Here is a 25,108-nt window from a genome sequence, read left to right on the forward strand (position 1 = left end):
AACTATGGAGGAACGAAAATTTATAAAAATAAAAAATGAAACAAGAGAAATGAATTGCAGTGAAGTATATGAGCAATTTAAGAAATTTATTTATAAAACTGCTCTTAGTTTCAACAATTCGAGTGAAAGTTTAGAGGATCTAGTTCAAATCGGAAGTCTTGGATTAATGAAGGCATTTAATTCATATAAAATTGAATCTGGGTATGCGTTCTCGACATTACTTGGAAGAATACTAATTAATGAATTTTTAATGCAAATAAGAAAAGAAAAAAACAGGAAAACAGGAACATACGAAACAAGCTTTGATGATTATTTGTACGTGAATGAAAATGGAAATTATTTGACACTTTTAGATTTAGTGAAAGAGCCAACAGATTGTGAAGAAATAGTTATGGAAAATCTGAACAACATTGAATTAATAAATTATATAAGTGAACTTGAGCCTAGGAATGGAAATATAATTAAATCCTTTTACTTCGATAATATAAGTCAAGTTCAGATAGGCAGAAAATTTAATATTAGCCAAAGCTATGTGGCTAGATTAATTGAAAAATCGCTTAAAATTTTAAAAAGTAAATATGAAAAAGGAGAGATTGAAATGATTACTAAAAGAGAAGCATGCTATGAAATTTTTAATAATAACCAAGGAGCTACTAGAGAACGAGTTATTAGTTTAGTTATTGAAAAGGTAGGTGTAACCAAAACAACTGCACAAACTTATTATCCATTATGGAGAAAAGAATTTATAGATAAGACGATATTCCCTAACTCCGAAAAAACCAAGAAACAGGAAAAGTCTAAAATTATCACCAAAAGCACTGATATTATCACAGAAACGGCCAATAAAATCACAGAAGTGGCTGATAAATCACCAATAAAGCAAGTTATCGTTAATAAAAATATTACTCCTGGTTGGGGAAAAATAAATGAGGAATTTGAGGAAGAGGTTAAAGACATGGATGCAAAAAATAAGGAGAGGAAAGAAATAGTTAGTAATGAAGACGATGATATCTTTGAAGTTACAAAGCTTGTGCCAGTGGTCATGAAAGGTAAACATGGTACTTACAACTTTGATAAAAGTGGAGTTAAGTCTACACCAACAGAAAACTTTATAAGCAAAGATAAAATGGATGAAGCACTGGAAGCCCTTGCAATTTGGGAAAGATGTTATGGAAAGGAAGGTGTACAGGCATGCTAGAAAAAGCAATTGAAAAGTTAAGGGCCGAAATAACTAGTAGTAAAAACGATCCTGTCATTCAAATTATTGGGGAATTTCTTATTCAGCACCTTCTGAACAACAATAGTAATGCAGAAAAAATAATGCAAGAGGGGAAAACAATCGAAAAAAGTTTTGAAGAGATGCGAAAAGTTGCGACAACAAGGAAAGTTGGAAATCGTGCGGTCTTAACGGATCAAGAAGGTTTTAATATTGTATTGAAATATTTTGGAATTGAATCAACCATTACAGATAAAGTATCTAGGGTCAAAGAACCTGCAGAGAAGGATCCTATTAAAGAGAAAAAGTCTGACATTGAATTTAATGTTGAACTTGATTTTTAGGAGATGAATGTGTTGGAAATGAATAATAGAAACAAAGACTACACCGACCATTTTTCGCCAGATATAAGCAATGAGATAAAGGAATACGCGATAGAGAAAGCATTCAAATTTAGTAGGTATATATTTACTCGTAAAGATAAAAAGCAGCAGTATGGCTATTGTACATACTGTGAATCTGAATTTAAAACAAATGGCTTGAAACATAACGAAGAAACTACTTGTCCTAGATGTAGAAGTAAGGTAATGGTCAGATCCGGTGGAATGGGCAGAAAATATATGATTGATACTGTATATTTTGTCTACTATGAAAAGTCTATAAAAGACCCAAATGTGCTTATAGCAAGAGGTATACAAGTTCAAAGAGATTACAGATATGATTATACTAGGGTAAAAACGGATTACTTTTTAATGGCTATGTATGTGTTTGATGCAATTAAAAGTGAAAGCGTAATGCTGAAACATTCTTACTATGGCGATAGGTTTGAACGAACAAGAAGTATCTGTTCACTATCAGGGGCATTTGATCAGAGAGGTGCTAGGGTAAGCTACTCAAGGGAAAGTATAGAAGTGGCAATTAAAGATACACCTTTTAAATACAGTACATGGGATAGTTACTACAGTGGTGATATGACTAAGTTTTTCGAGTTTTATACTAAATACCCTTGCGTTGAGTATCTGACAAAAGAAGGTTATAAGGGATTAGTAAAAAATAAGCTTGATGGAGGGCTTACCTACAGAACTATAAACTGGAGAGGCAAAACTATATTTAAAATATTAAAAATAAATAAACAAGATTTGCAGCAAATAAAAGCTAAAAAAATAGATGTTACATTCTCCTTTTTAAAGATCTTTCAGGAGGCGAGAAAACGTAATTGGAACCTAACATTAGAAGAGACAATTAGTGTAGCAAAAGATTATTTGTGTTGCTATGACTCTTTACAGAATGCATTAAAGTATAGTTCCATGAAAAAACTTTTAAATTATTTCTCAAAGCAATACAACGATTATAACATCTGTAAAATAGGAAAAAATTATTATGGCCACAGTAGTGTACTTACAACATTTAGGGACTATATCTCAGATTGCATAAAACTTGAAATGGATACTACAAAGGACCAAGTTATATTCCCAAGAGATCTCTTCACTGCACATCAAAATACCATTAAACAAATTAAAATGCAGAAAAATGAAAAGCTTGATGTATTAATTAGAGATAGGGCTAAAATCTTGGAGAAATATATATTTAAAAGTAATGGATTGATGATAAGACCTGCAATGAGTTCTCAGGACTTAATAGATGAAGGGAGCGCACTTACTCACTGTGTGGCTACCAACTATACAGATTCTTACGCTAAAGGTAATACCAATATCTTCTTTATACGTAAAACTTCGGAGTTAGACAAATCCTATTACACCATAGAAATCAAGAAAGATAAAATTATTCAAGTTCACGGGAAAAATAATCGTTCTCCTAGTGTTGACGTGCAGGAATTTATCAAAGCATTTACTGCAGAAAAATTAAACACAAAGAAGAAAAATAGAGTCAAATTATCAGCCTAAATTATGAGGAGGAATCAGTATGAATGAAATTCAAAATATCGATGCATTAACCACAGAGATATTGATTTTAAAACAGCAAACAGCTCAAAATATTATTGAAATTGGTAAAAGGTTGGTGTCAGTTAAGGAGTCATTACCTCATGGTGAATGGGGAAAATATCTTGAGGAAAAAGTAGATGTCAGTCAGTGGACAGCCAATAAATTCATGAAAGTAGCAAAAGAAAATTCAAATTGTGGTACGTTCAACAATTTGAATCAATCAAAGGTTTTCGCGTTGCTTTCATTACCACAAGAAGATAGAGAAACCTTTGTAAAAGAGAATCCGGTAAATGAAATGACAACTAGAGAATTGCAAAAAGCTATTAAAGAAAGAGATAAAGCTGTAAAGGAAAAAAATAATGCAGAAAATAAGTTTCAGACATATCAGGCGCAATTGGACCAAGCAAGAATTGATGAAAAGCAGCTTGAAGATGATAAACAAATATATGAATCAAAACTAAAAGCTATGGAGTCTGCTCTTCAAAAAGAAAAAGATAATTCTAAAAAGAAAATTGAGGACCTTCAAACATTTATTGGTGAGGCCAAGGCAAATGGAGACAATGAAGAGGTAATAAGACTCCAGGCATCCCTTAAAGAAGTACAAACTGACTTGGATAGTTCAGCTCAAAAGATAGATGAACTCGAAGCTCAGCTCAAAGAAAAAACTATCGATGTAATAACCGCTGAGCCAGTAATAGTTGAAAAGGTACCCGAGGAAATCGAAAAAGAACTTCAGGATCTAAGACAAAAAGCAATGCAAAGTGGTAATAATTCAGTTATTAGATTTAAAATTTATTTTGCAGAACTTCAAAAGATTTTTAGAGATGAGTTAGAAGTAATGGCTGAAATAAAAGAAACTGATCCCGAAATGAATGAAAAATGTACCAATGCTATTTCAGTACTTATCAGCAAAATGTCTGAAAGATTATAATGCAAAAAAACTAAATAAAACAAAAGTGGGGGATATCATGCAAATTCATTATAGGCTTACAGATACAGAAATAAAAAAACTATTAAAAGAAAATTTTATGATTTTATATGATACGAGAGAGCAGCAAAATGCCCATATATTAGAGTATTTTGATAAGGCTAAAGTGAAATATAAAAAACAAAAGATAGATGAAGGGGACTATACTGCAATAATTACTAAATGTCCAGAAATGGGTATTCACAGAGACTTACATTTTAAAGTAGCGGTGGAACGTAAAAATAGTATTGATGAGTTAGCTAGCAATTTAGGAGAAGAAACTGACACTAGAGACAATATAAGACTCGAAAGGGAACTTGAAAGAGCAAAGCATAAAGGCATAATGATGTTTCTTATCATTGAAGATAAAAATGGTATGGAGAATATCAAAACACATAATTACAGAAGTTTATATTCTCCTCAAGCTTTTATCGGAAAATTAACCAGTATACAAGTTAGATATTTGAACGACACAATGTTTGAAGATAAAAAAAATACAGGTTGTGAAATATTAAGAAAACTAAAATATGCAGTAAGATATTTGCTTAAAGAAGGAAACTTAGATATTGACCCGGAGGAACAAAACGCAAAATGATTACTGAAAGGTGGTAGCGCATGGACTTTAGCATTATCTTAAATAGGTTTAAAAATGTAAAAAAGAAAGGTAAGGGATATATAGCTATTTGTCCTGCGCATCCAGATAAGGAGGCTAGTTTATCACTTTGGCATGATGAGAGAGAAGAAAAAACTGTTATGACATGTCATGCTGGTTGCGATATTGCTGACATTTTAGATGCAGCAGGACTAAAGATGAGTGATTTATTTGATAGACCATTACCTGATGGTGATTATGATAATAGATTTGAAAGAATATATCAGTATCGGAGTAGTGATAATAACGTTTTATTTGAGAAAGTGAGATTTAAAGCTACTGATGAAAAAAAGAAAAATTTTACTCAGAGAAGAAAAATAGGGGATGCCATTGTGTGGGGTTTGGATGGTGGCCTCCACTATGAAACTTATCCAGGTAGTAATGAATGGACTAGAAATCTTGGTAAAAAGGTGGCCCCAAAAGAAAGAGACTTTGAAAGTTGTGAACCTGTTATATACAATTTACCAATAATTTTAAAAGCTATAGCTGCAGGTGAAGAGGTTCATATTGCAGAGGGTGAGAAAGATGCGGACAACCTTACATCGCTGGGATTTCCTTGTTGTTGTAATTTTGATGGTGCATCTACTAGCAAACAAAAACCTAAGTGGAAGAAATCTTATAATGCAATATTTAAAGGCGCTAAGGTTGTAATATTCAATGATAATGATGACCCAGGAATAACACATGCAAATTATATTGCTAAAGAGCTTTATGAGGTTGCCGAATATGTTAAACGTCCTGAGATACCAGGCATTTTAAATAAAGAAGATATTACAGACTTTATAATAGCTGGCAATGGCAAAGAAGAAATATCAGAATTAATAAATTCTACATCATTTTATGAATATGATGATGCAGAGGAACAGAGCCTCATTAGCTTCAATTTTTCTGATGTTGGTAATGCTGAAAGGTTAATGGCCATATACGGTAAAAATATTAGATATAGTCCAATTCGAAAAAATTGGTTTGAATGGTCAGGTAAGTGCTGGGAGTTCGACAGCAATGGTAAAATAGAAAATTTGTCAAGAAAAGTAATTAGAAGATTACAAGCTGAAGGTGAGGCAATTTCTTTAGATGGCCTAGAATATGAAGAGGAAAAGAAAAAAACTAAATTTAAAATTCAGATAAAAAGTTTTGTGTTAAGAAGTGAAAGTGATGGAAGACTTAAGGCAATGACTAATCAAGCCAAAACCTTTATTCCTTATATCTTAAAGGAAACCGATCAAAACGTGTATCTGATAAATTATAAAAATGGAACTTTAGATCTAAAAACTGGATTATTGAGAAAGTTTGACCGTAAAGATTATTTAACAAAAATAGTAAATTTAGAATATGATCCAAAGGCTCAATGCCCAAACTGGATAGAATTTGTTAATAAGATATTCTTGGAGGATAAGGAATTAATAAACTACGTCCAAAAATCTATTGGTTATTCTATGACTGGAGATGCAAATTTGCAGTGCTTTTACATACTTCATGGTAAAGGGAGCAATGGTAAGGGCACATTTATTCAAGCTATAGAGCAATTGTTAGGTGCATATTATTCCACGTTGTCTCCTGAGAGTCTAATGGAAAGGACCGGGAATAATGAGGGAGCAAGAGAAGACTTGGCAAAACTTGAAGGCACTAGATTTGTTTGTGTTAATGAATGTGATGAGAATAAGTATTTTGATGAAAATTTATTGAAAAGAATGAGTTCAGGAAGTAATGAAAAATTTACGGTAAGGAGAATGTATGAAAGTTATTTTGATTTACGACCTGAATTCAAAATGTGGATGACAACAAACGGACTTCCAAGGATTAAAGGAACTGACAAAGGTATTTGGAGAAGAATTAGAAAAATACCTTTTGAATATGATTTTGATTTAGATCCTACAAAAGATGTGAATTTTTATGAAGAAAAACTTGTACCAGAGCTTAGTGGTATTTTAAATTGGGCCTTAGAGGGTTGCTTAAGATGGCAGCAAGAAGGTATGAAAGTACCTAAAGCAGTTGAGGTAGAAATCGAAAAATACAAAACTGATATGGACCCCATTGTTAGGTTTATAGATGATTGTTGCATCGTTAGCGAAACATGTAGAGCAAGGATACCAGAACTTTATGATGCATACGCCGACTGGTGCCATGAAAACAAAGAATATGTATTATCCTCAATTAAATTCTCCAAGAGGTTAGCAGATAAGGATTATAAGCAATCTAAGATTATGAGTAATAGATACTGGACTGGTATTGGGATTGCAGACGAGTCCCATCAAGTAGAACTTGTTGAAGATAAAGATAATGTTTCTCCATTTTGGAATAATAAAGAACAATAGGTATTTTGAAAATGTAGACTTATGGGAGGTAGTGAATTGGAAAGACCAATATTATTTAATACAGCGATGGTACAGGCTATTATAGAAGACAGGAAAGTAAGTACAAGGAGACCAGTAAAGAGGACACCATCAAATGATGATCCGAGTGGATATGGTTTTTGGAAAGAATATAGTGAACGGGACAAGCGATGGTATGTAAAAGATTATACTCACTCTCCTATTTGGTGGACCTTAAGAGAATATATAAGTAAATTCAGCAAATATCATATTGGAGACACTATTTGGGTTAGAGAGACTTGGACTAATCTTCAAGCTCTTGATGATAATGAAAATTTTATTGATGGAACTGAAAGATATTATTATCGTGCTGGGGATTGTCCTGAGTTTACTTATTATTTAAATGATGATGGCACATATCGTGATTCTCCAAAATGGAGCCCAAGCATCCATATGCCACGAAAAGCAGCAAGAATATTTCTCAACATTACGGATGTAAGAATTGAAAGATTAAAGAATATTACAGAGCCAGAAGCTTTAAAAGAAGGTTTTGTATCAAGTGTTATATCGAATGCTAAAGGGGATGATTATACAGGGTTTTATGCCCATGAACATTTCATAGATACCTGGGATAAAACTTATGCTAAGAAAGGTAATGGATGGGATGATAACCCTTGGGTTTGGGTGATTGAGTTCGAGGCAGGTGATATAAATGAAAAATAAAGTAAGAGTCTTCAAAGGTAAGCTAAGGGCTATAAAGCTGATATTTAAAGCAGATGTAATGGTTATAACAAATGATAATTATGGTGGAACACAAATAAATGTAAAAATCAATTAACGCAAAACATGATTATATATCGACATAACTAAAAAATTTAAAGAGGTGCAAAATGAAAAAATATCAAAAGATAATAACGGGATTAGTATTATGCATAATGATGTCATTACCTTCGCAATTAGTAATAGCAAGGGGATCATCAAGTCATTCGAGTTCAGGAGGATTTCATTCCTCTTCAAGTTATCATTCATCAAGTAGCAGCTCTCATGTAAGTTCTACGCCAAAGAGTTCATCTTCAAGGAGTTCTGGATTTAAAAGTAGTAGTTATTCAAAAGCTAGCACACCTAAAAGCAGTAGTTATAAAAGCTCTACACCTCATAATAGTACAAGTTCTACAACCTATAAAACGTATAACACATATAGGACCACACATATAAATACCAGTTATGTGCATCCGACTTATCACACTTATTTTAAACCATCTTATTATAGTTTCGGCTCTAGCAATAACTTTTGGTCACATTACTGGATGTATCAGGCAATATCACAACATTCTATGTATCCCAATAATATTGTAACTGCTGGTCAGCCAAATACCTACTCAAGGGGGCACGATTTAGTAACAGTTATTATATTAATTATTATAGGATATGCAATTTATAAATTTGTAAGAAAGAAAAAATATTAAATAGTATAAGTGAGAATACAAAAAACATTGTTAGTTAATATGATTATAATGCGAAGGAGGAAGTTATGAATTTATTAGAAAATTATTTAGTTGAAGTTGTAAAAATAGAACCACAATGTACTGAGGATTGGACAAAAGAAAATTGGGCAAAGGATAAAGAATGGAACTATATTACTGCAACGTTTAATTGCTATGGTAATAAAACAACACATAGGAGAGTTTATACCAAAACGGAATGGCAAAGCATTATAGACAAAGGTTATTACATGGGTTAGATTGTCGAGGTACAAAAATAAATTGATAAAACATACGGTTTGAACCTGTGTAAATTTATAGATATAGGAAGTGAAAGTTTAATTTTCGTCAATATTGTGATATTTAAAGTCTTGTCAAATAATAATTAGGGACAGGAATTAATTCTAAAAATATGATTAGGGAATTTAAAATATTCCAATATTTGCAATCAAGATAAAAAGTTAGGGACAAGACTTGTTAAGTAGGGACATAAAAGGACAAGAAAAAGACAAGAATTGTTTAGCTTAAACCACTGGTTTTACTATGTTTATATATACTTAGGGACAAGAGGGACATAAATAATAAGTATATGTATATGGATAAATAACAAAAAACAATAAATATACACATAATACTCATGTATATATAAGTCTTTTTAATTCTTGTCCCTACCCCCTAAAAAACCATTGTAGCCTTAGAGCTGTCAGCGGTAGCAAGATTTCAATTTTTGTCCCTAGAGAAAAAAGATGTCCCTAATGAAAAATGGAGGTATTTTATGGAAAATATAACTGTTTTGAAGAAAAAATATAATGATCTTCTCCTGAGAGAGAAAAAAGCTTGCCTGTATTTAAATAATAAAAATATAAAACTTGAGATTATAGTTAAAACATATATTCCAGAATATCAAAAAATAACTAAGGAGCTTAGTGAAATTGGAAAGCAAATTAAAGGTGCCAGTAAAGATGAATTGCTAAATGGTTTTAAGATTTAAGGAGGTCCATATGAAAAGAGATTTTAAGGATATGTACTTAGGCCGAATAGATCAAATTAAAATAGATATCAGAATTGCTGTAAATAAAAAGAACTGGACACTTAAAGCTAAACTTGAAGCAGAAAAGAAAATGGTTCAGGAACGTATCGATAAATTAGAATAAAGCAAAACTGGGGAGGATAAATTTGGATTATATAAGAGAGGCTATAGAGTTTTTAACTAATTATGATAATCTTAAAACGTCATTAATAAATCTTGAATTAGATATAAGAGAAATTAAGGCAGACTTAAATGCTGGTCAAATCAAAGCTATTGAATATTCAGATATGCCATCAGGAGATAGTGCTCAGTTACCGGATGATAAACTAATAAATAAAATGTATATGTTTCAAGTAAAGAAAAAAGAGTATTTTCTTACTAAGAAGACAATTAAGAAAATGGATCAGGTATTGGCTAGACTTCCGAGTGATGATGAACGAATATTAAGGGCTTATTATATATTAGGGCTAAGAGAAGGTACATTGTTTAAACATACTTTCTGTTCTGAAAGAACTTTTTATAGAATGAAGACTCAGGCCATTAGGACATTTGCAATTCAATTACACGGAATAGATGCTATAAAGTAATGGCAGAAATGTGGCAGTAGATTTGACAGTATATAGTGTATAATAGAGTATAACGATAGATAGTTAATTAAGGGGCACTGGTGTACAACTGGTGTCCTTTACTTATTTAAGTGTAACCCACAAAGGAGATGATTAAATGTTGGATGAGAGGCAGATAAGAGCGGTAGAAGCAAAGGCAAAAGGGTTCACAATCACAGATGTAGCAAAGGAAGCAGGAGTTAGTAGGAATACTGTTTATGAATGGATAAAATTGGAAGAATTTAAGGCTGAGCTTAGCAGGTTTGAGCAGGACTTTTTATCTTCAACTAAACAGGCGGTCATCTCCTATGGACCTATAGTTGTAGAGGAACTTAAGAAGCTTGCTACTAAGGGTAAGAGTGAGAAGGTAAGGCTTGATGCACTCTCTAAGCTATTAGATAAGACTATGAGCAATGCCAATAAGATAGAGTTGAGTGACACCAGAGATACTAAGGACAATGTACCCGTTGACGTATTGGACAAAGAGATTGAAGAGTTCGATAATGAATAGCGTATATGTTAATATATAGTTCATAGTTAGTTAATATATAGTTCATAAATATACATAGTAATGTCGTCAATAATTAGTGTATATTGAATGAATGGCTATATGACTACGTTCATAGGTTTATCATAACGTCGTGAAAACATTATTTCACGACATTAATTATTTGTTTGTATATCTGGGAGAGTTGAAATTATATTAGGGGGTACCCTTCTGTTTTTAGAAATTGTCAGGAGCCCCGGATTGGGCTATACAATTATTTATAATATTTTTATAACTCAAAGACAAATGCAATAATTATTTTTTATATTTTTTCTAAGGCAGGTGATTCTAACAATGTTTAATAGAACAGATGAATTATTAAAGAAAAAAGCAAAAATAGATTCTAAAATAAAGGAGAATCCATTGTCGCAATACACAACCTCAGAATTAAAAAGAGAATTAAGAAGACGTAAGGCATTGCAATAATGAGATTTAATATTGATAGGTGTGGTATTAATCAGTTGATCCATATTAAGTGAAAACAATATAACTGGCAAGAGCACAATTGCTACTGTATGAGAGTTCTACCTATTAATTAAATATAGAACTAGATGAAGGCGGTGTTATTATGAAAATTGAACAAGCAAAAGTTCTCGTACTAGATACACCAGTAACTGTAATTGACCCAAATACAAATACCGAAGTAGCTGGAACAGTCAAAGGTATATATGAAGACAAATTCGGTGTTATAACTGTTACTGCTTTATATCAAACACCCGCAACAACTCAATTTCAATTAAAAGATGTAAACCCTGAAGCTGTAGCAACTGTTTAATTAAAAAATATTACGTGAAGGTTGTGAGTATACCGCGAAAGTAGGGAACTCTCACAGTACCGGGGTGTAGCACAGTTGGGAGCGCGCATGTTTTGGGTACATGAGGTCGCAAGTTCGATTCTTGTCACCCCGACCAATGACCAAATAATTAGCAAATGAGGTGAGGATAGTGAAAGTAAAACTATTAACTTACTGGAAAGATGAAAACCTAGAGTGCTGTTGTCCACTTAAAAATAAGTGTAACAAAAATCATGGGTGTGAGGAATTAGATTTTATAACAGATGATTCATTCAATGTAAATGAGTGTATGAAACATACAAGTTATAACAGAGTTAAAAGCAGAATGCAGCAAAGAAGATAATTAGAGGTGATTAAATGGATTATGATGAGGGCAAAGAAAATAGAAAGTTATTGTATCTTGCACTTAAGAAATTTTATGGTTCTAAAAGAGCCGCGGAGCTAATGCATGAGAATAATGAAAAATTATTTGGATTTCACGAACTCGCTTGGGCAATTGGTAAGAGATCAATATCTTTTTTCTGTCAATACTTTCTTCAGGATACATTTACACCTAAGCCTGGTAATGTTGCTAGAGAATTAGCACCAATGCATTATGAACTTTGGGAAGAGGCCGAGAATATATTTATTAAAGATAGATACGATAAATTTGCGGCAGCTGAACCCAGAGGATCTGCAAAGACTACAATATTAGATTTTGCGATAACAACCTGGCTTCATGCTTACGAAACATCACCTTACACACTTGTTTGTGGAAAGGTCGAACAGGATGCTACTGACTTTATATCAACATCAAGGCAAGCCTTTGAAGAAAATCAATATATTATAAAAGCTTTTGGGAAATTAATTGATACTAGAAATTATACTGTAAATAAATTAGAACTTGAGCTTGCTAATCATACAAAGATACAGGCAATTTCTTCTACGAGCTCTATTCGTGGTAAAAAATATAAAAATGATAGGCCATTTTGTATTATAGCAGATGATTATCAAGGCAAAAGTGACATTATAACTTTTGAATCAAGAGAAAAGAAATATAGAACGTGGCAGGATGATGCAAAGTATGCAGGTGATGAAGCTGTTTATCGTGATGGCATTAAAATTAAGATGGCCACAAAATTTATTGTGCTAGGAACTATTCTCCACCGTGACTGTTTTATGTCTCGAATTTTAAAGAATAAAGAATATAAATGTATCGTCAGAAAAGCAGTCTTGGTTGATGATGTAGATAAACTTTATACTACAGGCTTATGGGAAAAATTCAAGAAAATATATTTTAGTGATATATATGATAATTCCAAGGCGGCAGCATTAGAGTTTTATTATCAACATGAATCAGAAATGCAATATCCGATATCGTGGCCTGATAAATGGAATTGTGCAAAGCTTGCAATAGATTATTATACTGATGAAATTGGATTTAAACAAGAATTACAAAATGACGCTTCTAAGATTGGAATTAAAAGCTTTAAATCCATAATAACTCAAACACCAGAACAAATTGAGGACCATACATTTATTAAAACAATGCTTTGTATGGATCCCGCAGGTACCGATAATAAAAATAAGAAAAAAGAAGATTTCTATGGATTTGTAGTTGGGTCTTTAGGTGATAACAATTTTAAATATGTTCGTAAAGGTGAAATATTAAAAATTGAGTTTGAGGGATATATGAAACACACACTTAAACTTTTAACTGACTATAAAGATATAACCCATATATGTATTGAAAAAAATACTTATTCTGGGGCTGATGTAGTTAAGATAAAGGAATTAATAGCCTTAGACGAGGTTCTTAAGTTAAGAGATTTCACTTATGTAAATGAAATGCAGCAAAAGAACAAAGATGAAAAGATTAATACTATAGTTTCTGACGTTAATAACGGTAGGATAATATTTAATTCTGAAGATGTTCCATTCCAAGATCAAATAATGGATTTTGCAGGACAGAATTTTACAGAGCATGATGATGCACCGGATATAACCGCAGAATTTGCAAATAGGATTAATGATATTAAAGTTTGTCAAAGAGTTACATCCATGGATAGACGTAAATTGTTTGGGAGGTGATAAAAATGTTTGATTTAGCATCAAATAAAGAATTACTAGAAAAAGTGTTTGCTAGATTTCAAATGCAGTGGCATATATATCAGAAGATGTATTATTACTATTGTGGTATAACCGATACTGGTAAAGCTTTCAATGCAACACAAGGTGGAGCTTTTGATGATCCTATGATTGATAATTTTATTGATGCTGAAGGTGCCGGAAATTATAATTTTGTAAATGATAGATTTAATAATAGAATAAATACTAATTTTGTTAAAAGATTTGTTAAAGAAGAGGTTTCCTATAGTGTTGGTAATGATATTACTTACATAAGTAAGTCCAGTAATGACGATATAGTTAATACTTTAAAATATAATTTGGCTCATTGGAAAGAAGATCATGATTCCGTATTAGCTAAGAATATGCTTATATATTCTACAGCATACGAATTATATTATTTAGACAAAAACGCTGATTTTTGTAGTAGAGTCATTTCACCTCGACATGGGTTTGCTTATACTGATAATTGTGGGAATATAATATTTTTCTTACATATCTTCAGAAATGCTTTTGATCCTAAAATGTATATTGATATTTACACTGATAATGAAATAATACATTGTGATGAAACATTTACAGAAGCATCGAGACAACCGCATTTATTTGGAGAGGTGCCTGTAGGAATCGCTAATTTGAGTGAAGAGGGTTGGCTTGATAGTGTATACCACGATATTAAAACTCTTCAGGATGCATATGAAACTAATTTAAGTGATATAAGTCAGGAAATAACTGAATTTAGAAATGCTTATCTTGCTTTTAAAAATGCGCAGGTGGATGAAACTGATTTACCTGAAATGAAAAAAAATGGGATTATTCAATTTAAAGGTGATGGCTCGGCTGAATGGTTAGTTAAAAATATTAATGATACTTTTATCCAGAATACGTTAACTACCTTACAAGAGGTTATGTATAAAATTGCCGCGCACATAGATACAAATGAAAAAGCTAGTTCCAATACAAGTTCTTTAGCTTTAAGAGCAAAATTAATTTCGTTGGAAGAGAAGTGCAAGCTTAATCAGAAAGCATTATCTAATTGCATCAAAACAAGGAATCGTATGTTATTTCATATCCTTAATAATTTAAAAAATACAAACTATGATTATAAGGATATAAAGATAAAATATACTGCTAATATCCCAAGTGATGATTTTATTATGGCTCAAACGATTGCTCAACTTGGAGATAAAATATCTATTGAAACCGCAGTAGCACAGCTTAGTTTTGTTGATAATCCAAAAGAAGAAAAGAAAAAACTTGAAGAACAGAACAAAGCTAATAGTATTGGAAATAATTTATTAAATCCTCCTATAAAAACTGAGCCAGTGGTGGTGAATAAGCAATGAAAGAAATAGTATCTGAGGAAAATATTATAGATTTAACAAAATGTATTAAAGCTTCTGATATATTAGGGCTAATTTATACAATTAAAAAAGAAAATATCGGGACTAAGGATATTCCAATATACGTAAACACATTTTATTTGAATATTGGTGATGAATAAATGGATAAAGAATACAGAAAATTAATTGAGCAAATTAAAGTAGATGGTGAAAATTATAGCGATGAAGAAATGAAAATTATTTATAAAGGTCAAAAAACTGAACTAGATAAGCTTCATGCTTTGTTAGGAACACTATTTATTAAATATGGTATAGATGGATTTTTGAAAATGAATGCCTCTCAAAAGGCTGATGTAGATATTAAAAGTATGTTAAAGTTAATGGGAAAGAATTTAGGCAATAGTGAGGTTTCAAAGGTTACTGACATATTGGAAAGTGTATTTAAAGATACTTACTATAAAAATGCTTATACAATGCAAAAGGGTATGAAAGTGGGACTCAAATTTGATATGATAAGCCAAAAACATATAGATGCTGCAGTAAATGCAAAATATGATACTGAAATATTTTCAGATAGAATATGGAAACATAAAGCTGACCTTGTAGATAAATTGCAAGCTAGTTTAATTAAAACTATGAATGGTGAAACGACTATTGATAAAGTAGCTAGGGATATTAAAAATACATTCAATGTAACGGCTTATGAATCAAAACTACTTGTCGGTAATGAGTGTGCTAGAGTCCAATCACAAGCAAACGAGGATATAGCAGTTAGTACTGGAGTAGAACAGCAGATGTATTCGGCCACATTAGACGGGCAGACCTCTAGTGAATGTGCTGGTGATGATAGTAAAATATGGGATATAGATGATCCTGAAAAGGTAATTCCTCCTGAAAACCACGTTGGATGTAGATGCTGCTTAATAAATGTGCCTTATGCTGGTTGGAGTCCAACTCAGCGTAGGGATAACGAAACTCATGAATTAATACCTAATCAAACTTATGCAGAATGGTCAAAAGATAAAGGAATAGATTAAATAAACTGTCATCTTAGAAATAAGGTGTTATTTTTATGCTCAAAATAAGAAAGGTGGAGTTAATATGAATTTTGGTTTAGCGTTTGAAGAAGTGAAGAAAGGTAAAAGTATGAGGTTACCTAGTTGGGCACCAGATGTAATTATAAAAGCTCAAGTACCTGATGCCCATAGCAAAATGACCGCTCCTTATTTATATGTTGAAAGTAGATTTGGAAAGGTCCCATGGAAAGAAACTGTAATAGAACTATTTTCTGAGAAATGGGAGGTAGCCGAATAATGAATTCTCAATTAGAAAATAATTTTAAGTATCACACACCAATAGAAGGACAAACAGAAAAATATAATAAGATAAGAGAAAAGGCAAAAGAATTAGCATATTTGATTGATAAAATATGTCCTAATAGTAGAGAAAAAGCATTAGCAAACACTAAACTTGAAGAAGTTTCAATGTGGGCAAATGCCTCAATAGCAAGAAACTAGCACTTATTTAATTATAGGTGCTTTTATTATACCCCAAAATAAGATGCGTTCTAGGTTCTAAGGAGTCTGAGAGGGCAAAAGGAGTTATTAATATGCCAATAGAAAATTTTGCAGAGGTACAAGAATATTTAACAGCAAACAATGTAGAGGGAAATGAAGTAAAAACCTATATGGATAGTTTAAAGGTCGAACCGACTTTAGAGGTATTTAAAGGGTTAGCAAGCACTAACGTAGATTTTAAAAGTTACATGGATTCAGAAAAAGATAAACATTCAGCAAAAGGGTTAGAAACTTGGAAAATAAATAATCTTGGTAAAGCCGTTGATGATGAAGTTAATAAAAGATTCCCAAAGGCTGATCCAAAGGATGTGGAGTTTGCTAAATATAAAGCAGAACAAGAAAAAACAACAGCTGCGACTAATGCAACCATAGCTAAAATGATAGCTGATAGCGCACATAAGGACCTAACAAATAAGGCCTTACAGTATGCCAGTGAAAAAAAACTTCCCGCTGATTTAGTTGGTTACTTTATTGGAGCAGATCAAGAAACTACTGATAAAAATTTAGAAAAATTGATGGCAACTATGACGGCACATGATGAAGCAATTAAATTAGAATTTGCGAAAGGTAATAGTTATACTCCTCCCGCTGGTGGAACCACATTAACTGGGGATGAAAAAATAAGGGCAGATATTGCGAAATGGATGAAATAAAGGTTTCAGGCTTCCTTAAAAAGCACTTTATAAAAAGAAAGAGGTAATTTAAATGCCAGTTAACGTATTAGAATATGCAACTTTATTTCAACAGGAATTAGATAAACAAGTAGTAGCTGGAGCCGTTACAGGATTTATGGAAGGTAACGCAGGCTTAGTTTCATATTCTGGTGGTAAAACCGTAAAGGTACCTAAAATTTCTATGGATGGATTAGGCGATTATGATAGAAATACAGGATTTAAAAAAGGTGCTGCAACACTAGAGTTTGAACCATTTGTTATGGGACAAGATCGTGCAACTAGCTTTTCTTTAGATTCTCAGGATGTTAATGAAACAAACTTTGTTGCTTCTGCTTCAAACTTAATGGGAGAATTTCAACGTGTTAAGGTTATTCCAGAAGTTGATGCGTTTAGACTTAGTAAAATTGCAACGCTCGCTATAGCTAAAGCTGGTAATTGCGTTAGTTATGGATATACACCTATAGCAACTGATATTCTTACTAAAATAAGGGCAGACATTGCAGCGGTACAAGACGTAATTGGTTCTGGTGTGCAATTATTAGTAGTCATGTCAATTCTTACAAAAAATGTTTTAGGAAATAGTACTGAAATTGTTAAACAGTTAACCGTTGGAGGAATATCACCTGTACAGGCTGGAATAATGACAACAGGTGCGAGTATCGACCTTAAAGTAACTATGATTGATAAATGTCCAATAATTGAGGTTCCAAGTGCTTTAATGAAAACTGCTTTTGTATTTGCAGATGGTTCAACTAACTTTGGATTTAAAGTTGCAGACGATGCTAAAAATATTAACTGGATTATAATGGCACAAAATACAGCAATAGCAGTATGTAAAACAGATACTATGAGAATATTTGATCCTAATACAAACCAAGATGCTGACGCTTGGAAATTAGATTATAGAAAATATCATGATTTATTTATCATGGATAACAAATATGTAACATTAAAGGTAAACATTAAGGAGGCTGCGGTATAGTATGTTTGAATTAAAGAAACTTAATGTACACAAAATCGTGCAAACTGAGAAAGAAAAAGATATGTTATTAAACAGAGGCTATGTTGAATGTATCAGAAAAGAATTTTTAGAAAACATTGATTCGGAAATGGTACCAGCTAAGTTTGAAGAACCAGTAAAAGTTGAAGAAAAAGAACCTAAAAAGGGTAAGGCCTAAAGCCTACCCTTATTTTTAAGGGAGGTAATTATGGTAATTGATGATTTGAAAATACTATTGCCTAGTGCAAATGAGATAATATTGAATTTATATATAAGAAAAGCCACTACTTTAATAGTAGCTTATATGAATAATGACAAGATAACTGATGCTGAGTTATATCCAGATGCTGTTATTGAGTATGTGACTATAAGTATGAATAAGAGAGGGAATGAAGGACTTCAAAGTTTTGGTCAAGGCAGTCGTAGTGGAACTTATGTTACTGGATTAACCGATACGGTAAAAGCTTTATTACCTCCTCCTTATGTGAGGATGTTGGGTGTTAAAAGTTGTAAGGAGGTGGATCCAATTGCTTAAAAACAATACAGTCGGAATATGGAATAAAGGACCTAGTACAAAGGTTAACGGCATTACAATTCCTGGTGTATTAGGTTGGGTTAAGGATATTGACGTCGATATACAACCCTATAGTAAAGCTTTATTGCTTAAAAACTATGGCTATGATATTGAAGTAGATAAGCGTGTATATGTTGATTACTTTGATAGCAATATCAATATAGGAACAATTTTAAAATATACTGATAAATATGGAAAAGAAATTAATTTAAGTGTGAAAGTTATCCCTTGGGATGATGAATATATGGAAATTATATGTCTAGGAGTGAGTTGAATGGATTATAAGAGTTATAAAAATGCTGTATTACTAGCTATGAAGCTATGTAAACATGAATTTTGTGTTGGTATAGGAACGCTAGCTGTTGCTGAGGTTCAATCTATAACCCCAGTTGGTGTTGGTACTGTTAATCCTGGTAACTTAGAAAAATGTATTGTTTCTGAGGTGATTTCAGGTGATGAGGGCATTTATATAGGTGTTACTACTGGTGCTCCTTATGGGAAATGGGTAGACCAAGGTTCTAGCAAACAAAAGGCTCAACATTTTTTACAAGATGGTGCAAATAACGCGTCACCTAAGTTAGCTTTGGTTGCAGAGAGAGTTTATAAACAAAGGATGGGTAAATGATGTTAGAGCTATATGAAATATTAAGTAATATTATTGAGCCTATTTGTCCATGTTTTGTGGACCATTACCCAACTACATTAGATAAGGTTTATCCCTATGTAGAAATTAGTTTTCCCAACGTAACACCTAATAATAGCTTTAGTGATAATAACCTCTTAGAAGTGAGCATATGGCATAATTTAGACACTGATATAATGGCGATTGAGACTATAACGGATACTATTCATAAATTATTAAATAAAACTCATTATTTAACATCCAATATGCATGTGTCTATAAATAGAGAAACACCACATCGTATAGTATTGAATGATGAAATGATAGGAATACAAAGAAGGAAATTGAGGTATAAAGTAACAATTTACAAAATTTAAGGAGGAATTTACATGGGAAAAGGAAGCACAAATACAATAGGACTTACCGCTGCAACCTTACAACATTTACTAGTAGATGCCGGAGCAGTATATAAAAATTATGCCTTAGCAAACGAGGCTCTTATAGGTGCAACCTCAGGGGGAAATGAATTTGATATCAAGCCCAAAACGCGTGACATTAAAGTAGATGGAATTAAAGGTACCGTAAAAGGGCTAACTCAATTGGTTAGCACAGAGGTATCTCTAAAGGTTAATATGTTAGAAATAACTACTGATACGTTGAAAATGGCGCTTATGGCTGATGTTGATACTGCAAGCAATCCGGATTATGACATAATCACTGGAAAAAATAATATAGAGTTAAGTGATTATATTGATAACATAGCATTAGTTGGTACAATTAGTGGTTCAACTTTACCAATTGTTATTATATTGAAAAATGCACTTTCTACTGATGGTATTAAATTTAGTAATAAAGATGCAGCCGACAACTTATTACCTATTACATTTACTGCCAATGTAGACCCAGCAATACCAGCAGCAAGTGTTTACGAAATACATTACCCAAAAATAACAGATGGCGTTTTATTTAGTATACAAGAGATTCCAATAATTGATAATGGCAAGATTGTATTAACCTTTAATGAGATAGTGGCTGCAACAGTCGCAAAAGATGGATTTGTAGTTACTATTGATGGTGTAGCAGACATTGTTACAGCTTCAGCGAGAGGTGTAAATAATCTCTATACTATTGCACTAACTTTAACTACATCGCCTACTAGCGGACAAGTAGTAACCGTTGCTTATACTAAACCTACACTTGATGCAAATGATGTTAAATCATTAGAGGGTATAGTGTTAAATACCTTCGAGGCAACAGCAGTAACAAATAACTAAAAGCAAGCACTCTTTAATTAGGGTGCTTTTCTTATTATAAAAAAATATTGGAGGTACTTATTATGAGAACATTAAAAACTGCTGATTTATTCAGCTTAAGTCGAATATTAAAAAAAATGAATGTGAAAAAAGATATTAAGGAAATAGCAAAGAATGTTACAGGACTAGCAAAAGAGGACAAGGCAAAAGCAGAACAGGAAATGCAAATTGACTTGATGATGATATTTATTGAAAATATTGGTGTTGCTGAAAAGGAAATAGATAAATTATTAGGTGATTTAACTGGCAAAACAGCTAAAGAAATTGAAGAATTAGGGTTAACGGAGTTAATAGATTTATTTAAAGAACTAATGGCCCAAGAAGGTGTTGGCAGTTTTTTATCTCAAGCAGTCAAATAGATGATGTTGGCTGCCTAGATATGCTTTTAAATCGTTATAAATCTATAGACTACGTAATGGACCTAGATATTAATGAGGGCATAGAGCAGATAACGCAAGCCTATAGAATGGATGCAGAGGACAAACTCTATAAACAGTATTTAATAGATTACGGGAATATGGATAAAGAACATTATATGAGTTTTGAGAGCTATAAGGAAAAAGCTTTTAAACCTAAAGTCGTTGTAACTGAGAAAAATGTAAAAGAAATATTAAAGGAAGCTGAACGAATAAAGGCTATGGACCAAAAGGGAGGGAAATAGATGCAAATATTTGAACTCTTTGGTACCATCTTATTAAAAGATACTGGTGTTAGTAAACAATTAGACGATATAGATAAAAAAGGTTCTCAAACGTCTAAGAGCATGGGGTTAAGTTTTGGTTCCATTGCAGGTGCTGCTTTAAAACTTGGCGCTGTATTAGGCGTTGGTCTTGGAATAAAGGAAATGATAACAAGTGCTGCAAAAGGTCAAGAAACCATGGCTCAAATGGATGCTGTATTGAAAAGTACTAATGGAAGTGCTGGAATGACAAAAACAGCATTAGTTGACTTAGCTTCTAGTTTAAGCAAAACAACAACATTTAGTGCCGGAACAACTAAAGCTGCTGAAAATTTATTATTAACATTTACAGGGATATCAAGTAAAACCTTTCCTGATACCATGAAAGCAGCTCAAGATATGAGTACGGTTATGGGAACTGATTTGAATAGTAGTGTAATGTTATTAGGTAAGTCATTAAACAATCCTACCGAGGGAATGGGGCGACTTACAAAGAGTGGTGTAACATTTACAGCAGCACAAAAAGAACAGATTACTACAATGCAGAAAGCAGGAGATACGGCAGGAGCTCAAAAGATTATACTTGCTGAATTAAGTAAAGAATTTGGTGGTAGTGCCGAAGCTGCTGGAAAGACTTTCAATGGTCAAGTAACAATATTAAAAAATGGATTGATTGGAATGGGTGCAAGTATAGGAAGCACAGTTATTCCTTATTTAACGCAATTTATTACAGCCGTAAATACTAATATGCCTAAAATTAAACAAGTATTAACAGATGTGATAAGCGCAATTGTACCTAAATTTCAAGAGTGGATAAAGTTAATTATACAGATTGCTCAAGAACTATTGCCTTCTTTTGGGACTTCGTTAACCGGGGTTAAAGGTAAAACGGATATCTTTAAAACTGCATTAAATGGTATTACGACTGTATTGACATTTTTAAAAGATAATATAGGACTTGTAAAAACAGGGCTAGCAGCATTAGGGGTAGTATGGTTACTTCATACAGGGTATATAATAGCTTGTAATACAGCAATGGCAGCACAGAAAATAGCACAAGCAGCTAACATATTAATGAACGGAACAGATGCGACAACTACAGGTATATCAACTGTAGCAAGAATAGCGAATACAGTGGCAACTGGTGCATGGAATGTTGTAACAACCATTGCAACAGGAATAACAAAAGGTGTAGTAATAGCACAAGAAGCACTAAATGCAGCTTGGTTAGCTAATCCGATAGGTATTGTGATAGCTTTAATAGTTGCTTTAGTGGCTGGATTGGTAGTCTTATTTGAAAATAATAAAACTTTCCATGATTTTGTAATAGCTTCATGGACTTTAATTAAACAAGTTGTTGGAGATTCCGTTACAGCTGTAGTTGGATTTTTTACAAGTCTAGGAACTTCGGCAAGTGCTACATGGGAAGGTATTAAAACGGGAATCACAGATTTTTTAACAGCGGTAGGAACTTTCTTTAGTGATAGTTGGAATACTATAAAAACTACCACAGAGACCGTATGGAATGGAATTAAGGATTTTTTTAAGACTGTTTGGGATGGAATTAACACTATTTTCACAACCATTGTTACTACAGTTATTACATTTGTAAATGATAAATTTGGTTGGCTTGAGGATGGTATAAAAACTATATTTAATGCGGTTAAAGATTTCTTTGTTACTATTTGGGATGCAATTAAAACTGTATTTTTAGGTGTTATTCTATTAATCTTGGATTTAGTAAGTGGTAACTTTGATAAGCTTCAATCAGATGCAGTTACTTTGTTTAATAAATTGAAAGATGATTTTCAACAAATTTGGAATGACATAAAAACTGTGTTTACTACAGTAATTAATCTTATAGCAGAGTTTGTTAGAACAACTTTCACTAAAATAATTGATGATGCAAAGACTATATGGAATGCATTTAAAGATTTTCTTACGACGTTATGGACTACCATAAAAACTGATGTTACTACTGGATGGACTAATGTTAAAACAGAAATTGCTAAATTAATTAAAGATATAATAGATGGTGCAAAAACTGTTTGGAATGCATTTAAAGATTTCTTGGTAACATTTTGGACTGATTTAAAAACTAACGCAACGACTGGCTGGAATGCTTTAAAAGACGCAGTAATCACAGTATGCAAAGACATAATTCAAGGCGCAAAAGATATATGGAATGGTCTACTTGACTGGTTTAGAGAGTTACCAGGTAAATTAAAAACTATTGGTTCAGATATGTTCACTTCAATGAAAAATGGGATTAGTTCAGTAATAGGAACTATTAAAACCACAGTTGTTGATGGAGTTACAAAAGCTATAGACTGGCTAAAAGCATTACCAGGGCAAGCATTAATATGGGGCTCTGATTTTATACAGGGATTTGTAGACGGAATTACAGCAAAGGCAAATGCACTTTTAAAATCAGTTGAAAATATAGCTAATAGTATTAGAGGAATGTTACATTTCAGTACACCAGACTACGGCCCACTTGCGGACTACGAAACATGGATGCCTGATTTTATGGAAGGTATGGCAAAAGGTATAGATACTAATAAATTTAAAGTAATAGACTCTATAAAAGGTTTAACAAATGATATGAAAGTTAATGCTAGCGTGGTAGGTGGAATTACAACAAAGAGGGAAAATACCAGTGCCGTTGCAAGTGATGATAAGTCAAAAGGTGATGTATATGTAATTATAAATAGTCCAACGCCGGTAAGTCCATCCGAAATAGCAAGGCAGGTAAAAAGAACACAGAGAGAACTAGCATTACAATTTTGAAAGGAGAGTGATTTAGATTAAAACTTTAACATATATTAATAGCAATGGGGTGGAGTTAGTTTTAACTAATTCAGCCCCTTTTGTTTTAAGTTCTTTTGATATTTCCAATGACGTTAATATTTACAATTCAAAGGGCGTGAACCAAGATGGTGCCAATTATTTAGGGAATACCTTAGATATAAAAGATATCTCTTTAGAGGTTGCTATTATGTCAAATAACTTTGAAGAAGCTGCTAATTATAGGAATCTTTTTAATAAAGTATTTAACCCTAAAATAGGTGAGGGATACCTAGTTTACAAAGACGAATTAAAAGAAAGAAAAATAAAGTGTGTTATAAATAAATTGCCATACTTTGATAAGGATAGTGATGCAACATTACAAACTTGTTTGATATCGTTAACTGCTAATTACCCATTTTGGAATGATTTATTAGAATCCAAGGAAGAAATTGCATTATGGAAAGGTGATTTTAGTTTTCCTTTAAAAATAACAAGTGCTGGGATTAAATTTGGGCATAGAGAGCCTTCTTTAATTGTTAATGTGCTTAATACCGGTGATGTAGAGTGTGGAATGAGAGTTGAATTTAAAGCACTTGCTACACTCACTAATCCTAGTATTTTAAATGTTAATAACCAAGAATATATTAAAATAAATAAGACAATGGTAGCTGGAGAAGTTATAGCAGTTAGCACTTATTTGGGTAGCAAAAAAATAACAAGCACATTAAATGGAGTAGTTTCAAATGCTTTCAATTATATAGATTTTCAATCGACGTTTCTACAGCTTGATGTAGGAGATAATTTATTTAGGTATAATGCAGACACCAATTTAGATAATTTAGAGGTAAGCATATATTATCAACCTCAGTATTTGGGGGTGTAAT

The 25,108-nt window shown here is 32.4% G+C and carries 35 protein-coding genes and 1 tRNA gene; all 36 read left to right on the forward strand.

Features of this window, described 5'->3' with window-relative positions:
• The first annotated feature begins 4 nt into the window (after positions 1-4).
• The 36 genes from KPL44_RS03615 to KPL44_RS03780 all read left to right on the forward strand — a co-directional run bounded on the left by KPL44_RS03615 (position 5) and on the right by KPL44_RS03780 (position 25,107).
• The gene (locus KPL44_RS03615) at positions 5-1,198 is read left to right on the forward strand and encodes a sigma-70 family RNA polymerase sigma factor (protein ID WP_216247496.1); all 1,194 of its coding nucleotides are present in this window, start codon (positions 5-7) and stop codon (positions 1,196-1,198) included.
• Positions 1,156-1,560: a hypothetical protein gene (locus KPL44_RS03620; protein ID WP_216247499.1), complete on the forward strand. Its 405-nt coding sequence runs from the start codon at positions 1,156-1,158 to the stop codon at positions 1,558-1,560. Before KPL44_RS03615 ends, KPL44_RS03620 begins: the two co-directional genes overlap by 43 nt.
• 18 nt (positions 1,561-1,578) lie before the next feature.
• On the forward strand, positions 1,579-3,120 hold the full coding sequence (locus KPL44_RS03625) for a PcfJ domain-containing protein (RefSeq protein ID WP_253201627.1): 1,542 nt from the start codon (positions 1,579-1,581) through the stop codon (positions 3,118-3,120).
• A gap of 19 nt (positions 3,121-3,139) precedes the next feature.
• Positions 3,140-4,090, forward strand: a complete 951-nt coding sequence (locus tag KPL44_RS03630; RefSeq protein WP_216247502.1) for a DUF3102 domain-containing protein — start codon at positions 3,140-3,142, stop codon at positions 4,088-4,090.
• A gap of 37 nt (positions 4,091-4,127) precedes the next feature.
• Complete coding sequence (locus tag KPL44_RS03635; RefSeq protein ID WP_253201605.1) at positions 4,128-4,721, forward strand: ERCC4 domain-containing protein; 594 nt, start codon at positions 4,128-4,130, stop codon at positions 4,719-4,721.
• A gap of 20 nt (positions 4,722-4,741) precedes the next feature.
• Entirely contained in the window at positions 4,742-7,093 is a 2,352-nt protein-coding gene (locus tag KPL44_RS03640) for a phage/plasmid primase, P4 family (RefSeq protein ID WP_216247504.1), read from the forward strand.
• 36 nt (positions 7,094-7,129) lie between these two features.
• Positions 7,130-7,813, forward strand: coding sequence for a hypothetical protein (locus tag KPL44_RS03645; RefSeq protein ID WP_216247506.1), 684 nt, complete (start codon positions 7,130-7,132; stop codon positions 7,811-7,813).
• Complete coding sequence (locus tag KPL44_RS25690) at positions 7,803-7,928, forward strand: hypothetical protein (protein ID WP_301182924.1); 126 nt, start codon at positions 7,803-7,805, stop codon at positions 7,926-7,928. The genes KPL44_RS03645 and KPL44_RS25690 overlap by 11 nt, the downstream gene beginning before the upstream one ends.
• 52 nt (positions 7,929-7,980) lie before the next feature.
• On the forward strand, positions 7,981-8,556 hold the full coding sequence (locus KPL44_RS03650; RefSeq protein WP_216247508.1) for a hypothetical protein: 576 nt from the start codon (positions 7,981-7,983) through the stop codon (positions 8,554-8,556).
• 65 nt (positions 8,557-8,621) lie between these two features.
• Positions 8,622-8,831 (forward strand): hypothetical protein, encoded by a 210-nt coding sequence (locus KPL44_RS03655; RefSeq protein ID WP_216247510.1) that lies wholly within the window; start codon positions 8,622-8,624, stop codon positions 8,829-8,831.
• A gap of 515 nt (positions 8,832-9,346) precedes the next feature.
• Positions 9,347-9,562, forward strand: coding sequence for a hypothetical protein (locus KPL44_RS03660; RefSeq protein WP_216204782.1), 216 nt, complete (start codon positions 9,347-9,349; stop codon positions 9,560-9,562).
• Positions 9,563-9,572: 10 nt separating this feature from the next.
• Positions 9,573-9,725 (forward strand): hypothetical protein, encoded by a 153-nt coding sequence (locus KPL44_RS03665; RefSeq protein WP_216247512.1) that lies wholly within the window; start codon positions 9,573-9,575, stop codon positions 9,723-9,725.
• A 22-nt stretch (positions 9,726-9,747) separates the two neighbouring features.
• Entirely contained in the window at positions 9,748-10,188 is a 441-nt protein-coding gene (locus KPL44_RS03670) for a hypothetical protein (RefSeq protein WP_216247514.1), read from the forward strand.
• A gap of 136 nt (positions 10,189-10,324) precedes the next feature.
• Positions 10,325-10,717 carry a phBC6A51 family helix-turn-helix protein gene (locus KPL44_RS03675; RefSeq protein ID WP_216247516.1) on the forward strand — a complete coding sequence of 131 codons (393 nt, stop codon included), beginning with the start codon at positions 10,325-10,327 and terminating at the stop codon, positions 10,715-10,717.
• Between the two features lie 330 nt (positions 10,718-11,047).
• Positions 11,048-11,179, forward strand: a complete 132-nt coding sequence (locus KPL44_RS25695; protein ID WP_301182925.1) for a hypothetical protein — start codon at positions 11,048-11,050, stop codon at positions 11,177-11,179.
• Between the two features lie 142 nt (positions 11,180-11,321).
• Complete coding sequence (locus KPL44_RS03680; RefSeq protein ID WP_216247517.1) at positions 11,322-11,528, forward strand: hypothetical protein; 207 nt, start codon at positions 11,322-11,324, stop codon at positions 11,526-11,528.
• Between the two features lie 60 nt (positions 11,529-11,588).
• A tRNA-Pro gene (locus tag KPL44_RS03685) sits at positions 11,589-11,664 on the forward strand.
• 33 nt (positions 11,665-11,697) lie between these two features.
• Entirely contained in the window at positions 11,698-11,889 is a 192-nt protein-coding gene (locus KPL44_RS03690; RefSeq protein ID WP_216247519.1) for a hypothetical protein, read from the forward strand.
• Positions 11,890-11,903: 14 nt separating this feature from the next.
• Positions 11,904-13,616, forward strand: coding sequence for a hypothetical protein (locus KPL44_RS03695; RefSeq protein ID WP_216247520.1), 1,713 nt, complete (start codon positions 11,904-11,906; stop codon positions 13,614-13,616).
• A 5-nt stretch (positions 13,617-13,621) separates the two neighbouring features.
• A complete protein-coding gene (locus tag KPL44_RS03700) occupies positions 13,622-14,998 on the forward strand; it encodes a phage portal protein (protein ID WP_216247523.1) in 1,377 nt (458 codons plus the stop codon).
• Positions 14,995-15,156 (forward strand): hypothetical protein, encoded by a 162-nt coding sequence (locus KPL44_RS03705; RefSeq protein ID WP_216247525.1) that lies wholly within the window; start codon positions 14,995-14,997, stop codon positions 15,154-15,156. Before KPL44_RS03700 ends, KPL44_RS03705 begins: the two co-directional genes overlap by 4 nt.
• Positions 15,157-16,032, forward strand: coding sequence for a minor capsid protein (locus KPL44_RS03710; RefSeq protein ID WP_216247526.1), 876 nt, complete (start codon positions 15,157-15,159; stop codon positions 16,030-16,032).
• A 64-nt stretch (positions 16,033-16,096) separates the two neighbouring features.
• Positions 16,097-16,309: a Thoeris anti-defense Tad2 family protein gene (locus tag KPL44_RS03715; RefSeq protein WP_216247528.1), complete on the forward strand. Its 213-nt coding sequence runs from the start codon at positions 16,097-16,099 to the stop codon at positions 16,307-16,309.
• Positions 16,309-16,512 carry an Acb2/Tad1 domain-containing protein gene (locus tag KPL44_RS03720; protein WP_216247530.1) on the forward strand — a complete coding sequence of 68 codons (204 nt, stop codon included), beginning with the start codon at positions 16,309-16,311 and terminating at the stop codon, positions 16,510-16,512. The genes KPL44_RS03715 and KPL44_RS03720 overlap by 1 nt, the downstream gene beginning before the upstream one ends.
• A gap of 92 nt (positions 16,513-16,604) precedes the next feature.
• Positions 16,605-17,225: a DUF4355 domain-containing protein gene (locus tag KPL44_RS03725; RefSeq protein ID WP_216247532.1), complete on the forward strand. Its 621-nt coding sequence runs from the start codon at positions 16,605-16,607 to the stop codon at positions 17,223-17,225.
• Positions 17,226-17,277: 52 nt separating this feature from the next.
• On the forward strand, positions 17,278-18,228 hold the full coding sequence (locus tag KPL44_RS03730) for a hypothetical protein (protein ID WP_216247534.1): 951 nt from the start codon (positions 17,278-17,280) through the stop codon (positions 18,226-18,228).
• 1 nt (position 18,229) lies between these two features.
• Positions 18,230-18,424, forward strand: a complete 195-nt coding sequence (locus KPL44_RS03735) for a hypothetical protein (RefSeq protein ID WP_216247535.1) — start codon at positions 18,230-18,232, stop codon at positions 18,422-18,424.
• Between the two features lie 30 nt (positions 18,425-18,454).
• A complete protein-coding gene (locus KPL44_RS03740) occupies positions 18,455-18,781 on the forward strand; it encodes a phage head-tail connector protein (RefSeq protein WP_216247537.1) in 327 nt (108 codons plus the stop codon).
• Complete coding sequence (locus KPL44_RS03745; RefSeq protein ID WP_216247539.1) at positions 18,774-19,094, forward strand: hypothetical protein; 321 nt, start codon at positions 18,774-18,776, stop codon at positions 19,092-19,094. The genes KPL44_RS03740 and KPL44_RS03745 overlap by 8 nt, the downstream gene beginning before the upstream one ends.
• Positions 19,095-19,445 carry a hypothetical protein gene (locus KPL44_RS03750; RefSeq protein ID WP_216247542.1) on the forward strand — a complete coding sequence of 117 codons (351 nt, stop codon included), beginning with the start codon at positions 19,095-19,097 and terminating at the stop codon, positions 19,443-19,445.
• The gene (locus KPL44_RS03755; protein ID WP_216247545.1) at positions 19,442-19,819 is read left to right on the forward strand and encodes a hypothetical protein; all 378 of its coding nucleotides are present in this window, start codon (positions 19,442-19,444) and stop codon (positions 19,817-19,819) included. Before KPL44_RS03750 ends, KPL44_RS03755 begins: the two co-directional genes overlap by 4 nt.
• Positions 19,820-19,831: 12 nt before the next feature.
• The gene (locus KPL44_RS03760; protein WP_216247547.1) at positions 19,832-20,716 is read left to right on the forward strand and encodes a SwmB domain-containing protein; all 885 of its coding nucleotides are present in this window, start codon (positions 19,832-19,834) and stop codon (positions 20,714-20,716) included.
• A gap of 62 nt (positions 20,717-20,778) precedes the next feature.
• Entirely contained in the window at positions 20,779-21,114 is a 336-nt protein-coding gene (locus tag KPL44_RS03765; protein ID WP_216247548.1) for a hypothetical protein, read from the forward strand.
• A 20-nt stretch (positions 21,115-21,134) separates the two neighbouring features.
• On the forward strand, positions 21,135-21,416 hold the full coding sequence (locus KPL44_RS03770; protein ID WP_216247550.1) for a hypothetical protein: 282 nt from the start codon (positions 21,135-21,137) through the stop codon (positions 21,414-21,416).
• Complete coding sequence (locus KPL44_RS03775; protein WP_216247551.1) at positions 21,417-24,224, forward strand: phage tail protein; 2,808 nt, start codon at positions 21,417-21,419, stop codon at positions 24,222-24,224.
• Positions 24,225-24,273: 49 nt separating this feature from the next.
• Entirely contained in the window at positions 24,274-25,107 is an 834-nt protein-coding gene (locus KPL44_RS03780; protein WP_331701125.1) for a phage tail family protein, read from the forward strand.
• Position 25,108: the final 1 nt, after the last annotated feature.

The organism is Clostridium sp. DSM 17811, from assembly GCF_018861905.1.
In the GTDB taxonomy this organism is placed as follows: Bacteria; Bacillota; Clostridia; order Clostridiales; family Clostridiaceae; genus Clostridium_AD; species Clostridium_AD frigoriphilum.

Bases quoted from the DNA above. Each gene is read 5' to 3' on its own strand.
- KPL44_RS03640 (WP_216247504.1), top strand. From the start codon at position 4,742: ATGGACTTTAGCATTATCTTAAATAGGTTTAAAAATGTAAAAAAGAAA.
- KPL44_RS03755 (WP_216247545.1), top strand. From the start codon at position 19,442: ATGATGTTAGAGCTATATGAAATATTAAGTAATATTATTGAGCCTATT.
- KPL44_RS03650 (WP_216247508.1), top strand. From the start codon at position 7,981: ATGAAAAAATATCAAAAGATAATAACGGGATTAGTATTATGCATAATG.
- KPL44_RS03675 (WP_216247516.1), top strand. From the start codon at position 10,325: ATGTTGGATGAGAGGCAGATAAGAGCGGTAGAAGCAAAGGCAAAAGGG.
- KPL44_RS03770 (WP_216247550.1), top strand. From the start codon at position 21,135: ATGCTTTTAAATCGTTATAAATCTATAGACTACGTAATGGACCTAGAT.
- KPL44_RS03765 (WP_216247548.1), top strand. From the start codon at position 20,779: ATGAGAACATTAAAAACTGCTGATTTATTCAGCTTAAGTCGAATATTA.
- KPL44_RS25690 (WP_301182924.1), top strand. From the start codon at position 7,803: ATGAAAAATAAAGTAAGAGTCTTCAAAGGTAAGCTAAGGGCTATAAAG.
- KPL44_RS03680 (WP_216247517.1), top strand. From the start codon at position 11,322: ATGAAAATTGAACAAGCAAAAGTTCTCGTACTAGATACACCAGTAACT.
- KPL44_RS03775 (WP_216247551.1), top strand. From the start codon at position 21,417: ATGCAAATATTTGAACTCTTTGGTACCATCTTATTAAAAGATACTGGT.
- KPL44_RS03725 (WP_216247532.1), top strand. From the start codon at position 16,605: ATGCCAATAGAAAATTTTGCAGAGGTACAAGAATATTTAACAGCAAAC.
- KPL44_RS03660 (WP_216204782.1), top strand. From the start codon at position 9,347: ATGGAAAATATAACTGTTTTGAAGAAAAAATATAATGATCTTCTCCTG.
- KPL44_RS25695 (WP_301182925.1), top strand. From the start codon at position 11,048: ATGTTTAATAGAACAGATGAATTATTAAAGAAAAAAGCAAAAATAGAT.
- KPL44_RS03700 (WP_216247523.1), top strand. From the start codon at position 13,622: ATGTTTGATTTAGCATCAAATAAAGAATTACTAGAAAAAGTGTTTGCT.
- KPL44_RS03695 (WP_216247520.1), top strand. From the start codon at position 11,904: ATGGATTATGATGAGGGCAAAGAAAATAGAAAGTTATTGTATCTTGCA.
- KPL44_RS03625 (WP_253201627.1), top strand. From the start codon at position 1,579: ATGAATAATAGAAACAAAGACTACACCGACCATTTTTCGCCAGATATA.
- KPL44_RS03730 (WP_216247534.1), top strand. From the start codon at position 17,278: ATGCCAGTTAACGTATTAGAATATGCAACTTTATTTCAACAGGAATTA.
- KPL44_RS03720 (WP_216247530.1), top strand. From the start codon at position 16,309: ATGAATTCTCAATTAGAAAATAATTTTAAGTATCACACACCAATAGAA.
- KPL44_RS03735 (WP_216247535.1), top strand. From the start codon at position 18,230: ATGTTTGAATTAAAGAAACTTAATGTACACAAAATCGTGCAAACTGAG.
- KPL44_RS03740 (WP_216247537.1), top strand. From the start codon at position 18,455: ATGGTAATTGATGATTTGAAAATACTATTGCCTAGTGCAAATGAGATA.
- KPL44_RS03635 (WP_253201605.1), top strand. From the start codon at position 4,128: ATGCAAATTCATTATAGGCTTACAGATACAGAAATAAAAAAACTATTA.
- KPL44_RS03705 (WP_216247525.1), top strand. From the start codon at position 14,995: ATGAAAGAAATAGTATCTGAGGAAAATATTATAGATTTAACAAAATGT.
- KPL44_RS03760 (WP_216247547.1), top strand. From the start codon at position 19,832: ATGGGAAAAGGAAGCACAAATACAATAGGACTTACCGCTGCAACCTTA.
- KPL44_RS03630 (WP_216247502.1), top strand. From the start codon at position 3,140: ATGAATGAAATTCAAAATATCGATGCATTAACCACAGAGATATTGATT.
- KPL44_RS03750 (WP_216247542.1), top strand. From the start codon at position 19,095: ATGGATTATAAGAGTTATAAAAATGCTGTATTACTAGCTATGAAGCTA.
- KPL44_RS03665 (WP_216247512.1), top strand. From the start codon at position 9,573: ATGAAAAGAGATTTTAAGGATATGTACTTAGGCCGAATAGATCAAATT.
- KPL44_RS03710 (WP_216247526.1), top strand. From the start codon at position 15,157: ATGGATAAAGAATACAGAAAATTAATTGAGCAAATTAAAGTAGATGGT.
- KPL44_RS03655 (WP_216247510.1), top strand. From the start codon at position 8,622: ATGAATTTATTAGAAAATTATTTAGTTGAAGTTGTAAAAATAGAACCA.
- KPL44_RS03615 (WP_216247496.1), top strand. From the start codon at position 5: ATGGAGGAACGAAAATTTATAAAAATAAAAAATGAAACAAGAGAAATG.
- KPL44_RS03715 (WP_216247528.1), top strand. From the start codon at position 16,097: ATGAATTTTGGTTTAGCGTTTGAAGAAGTGAAGAAAGGTAAAAGTATG.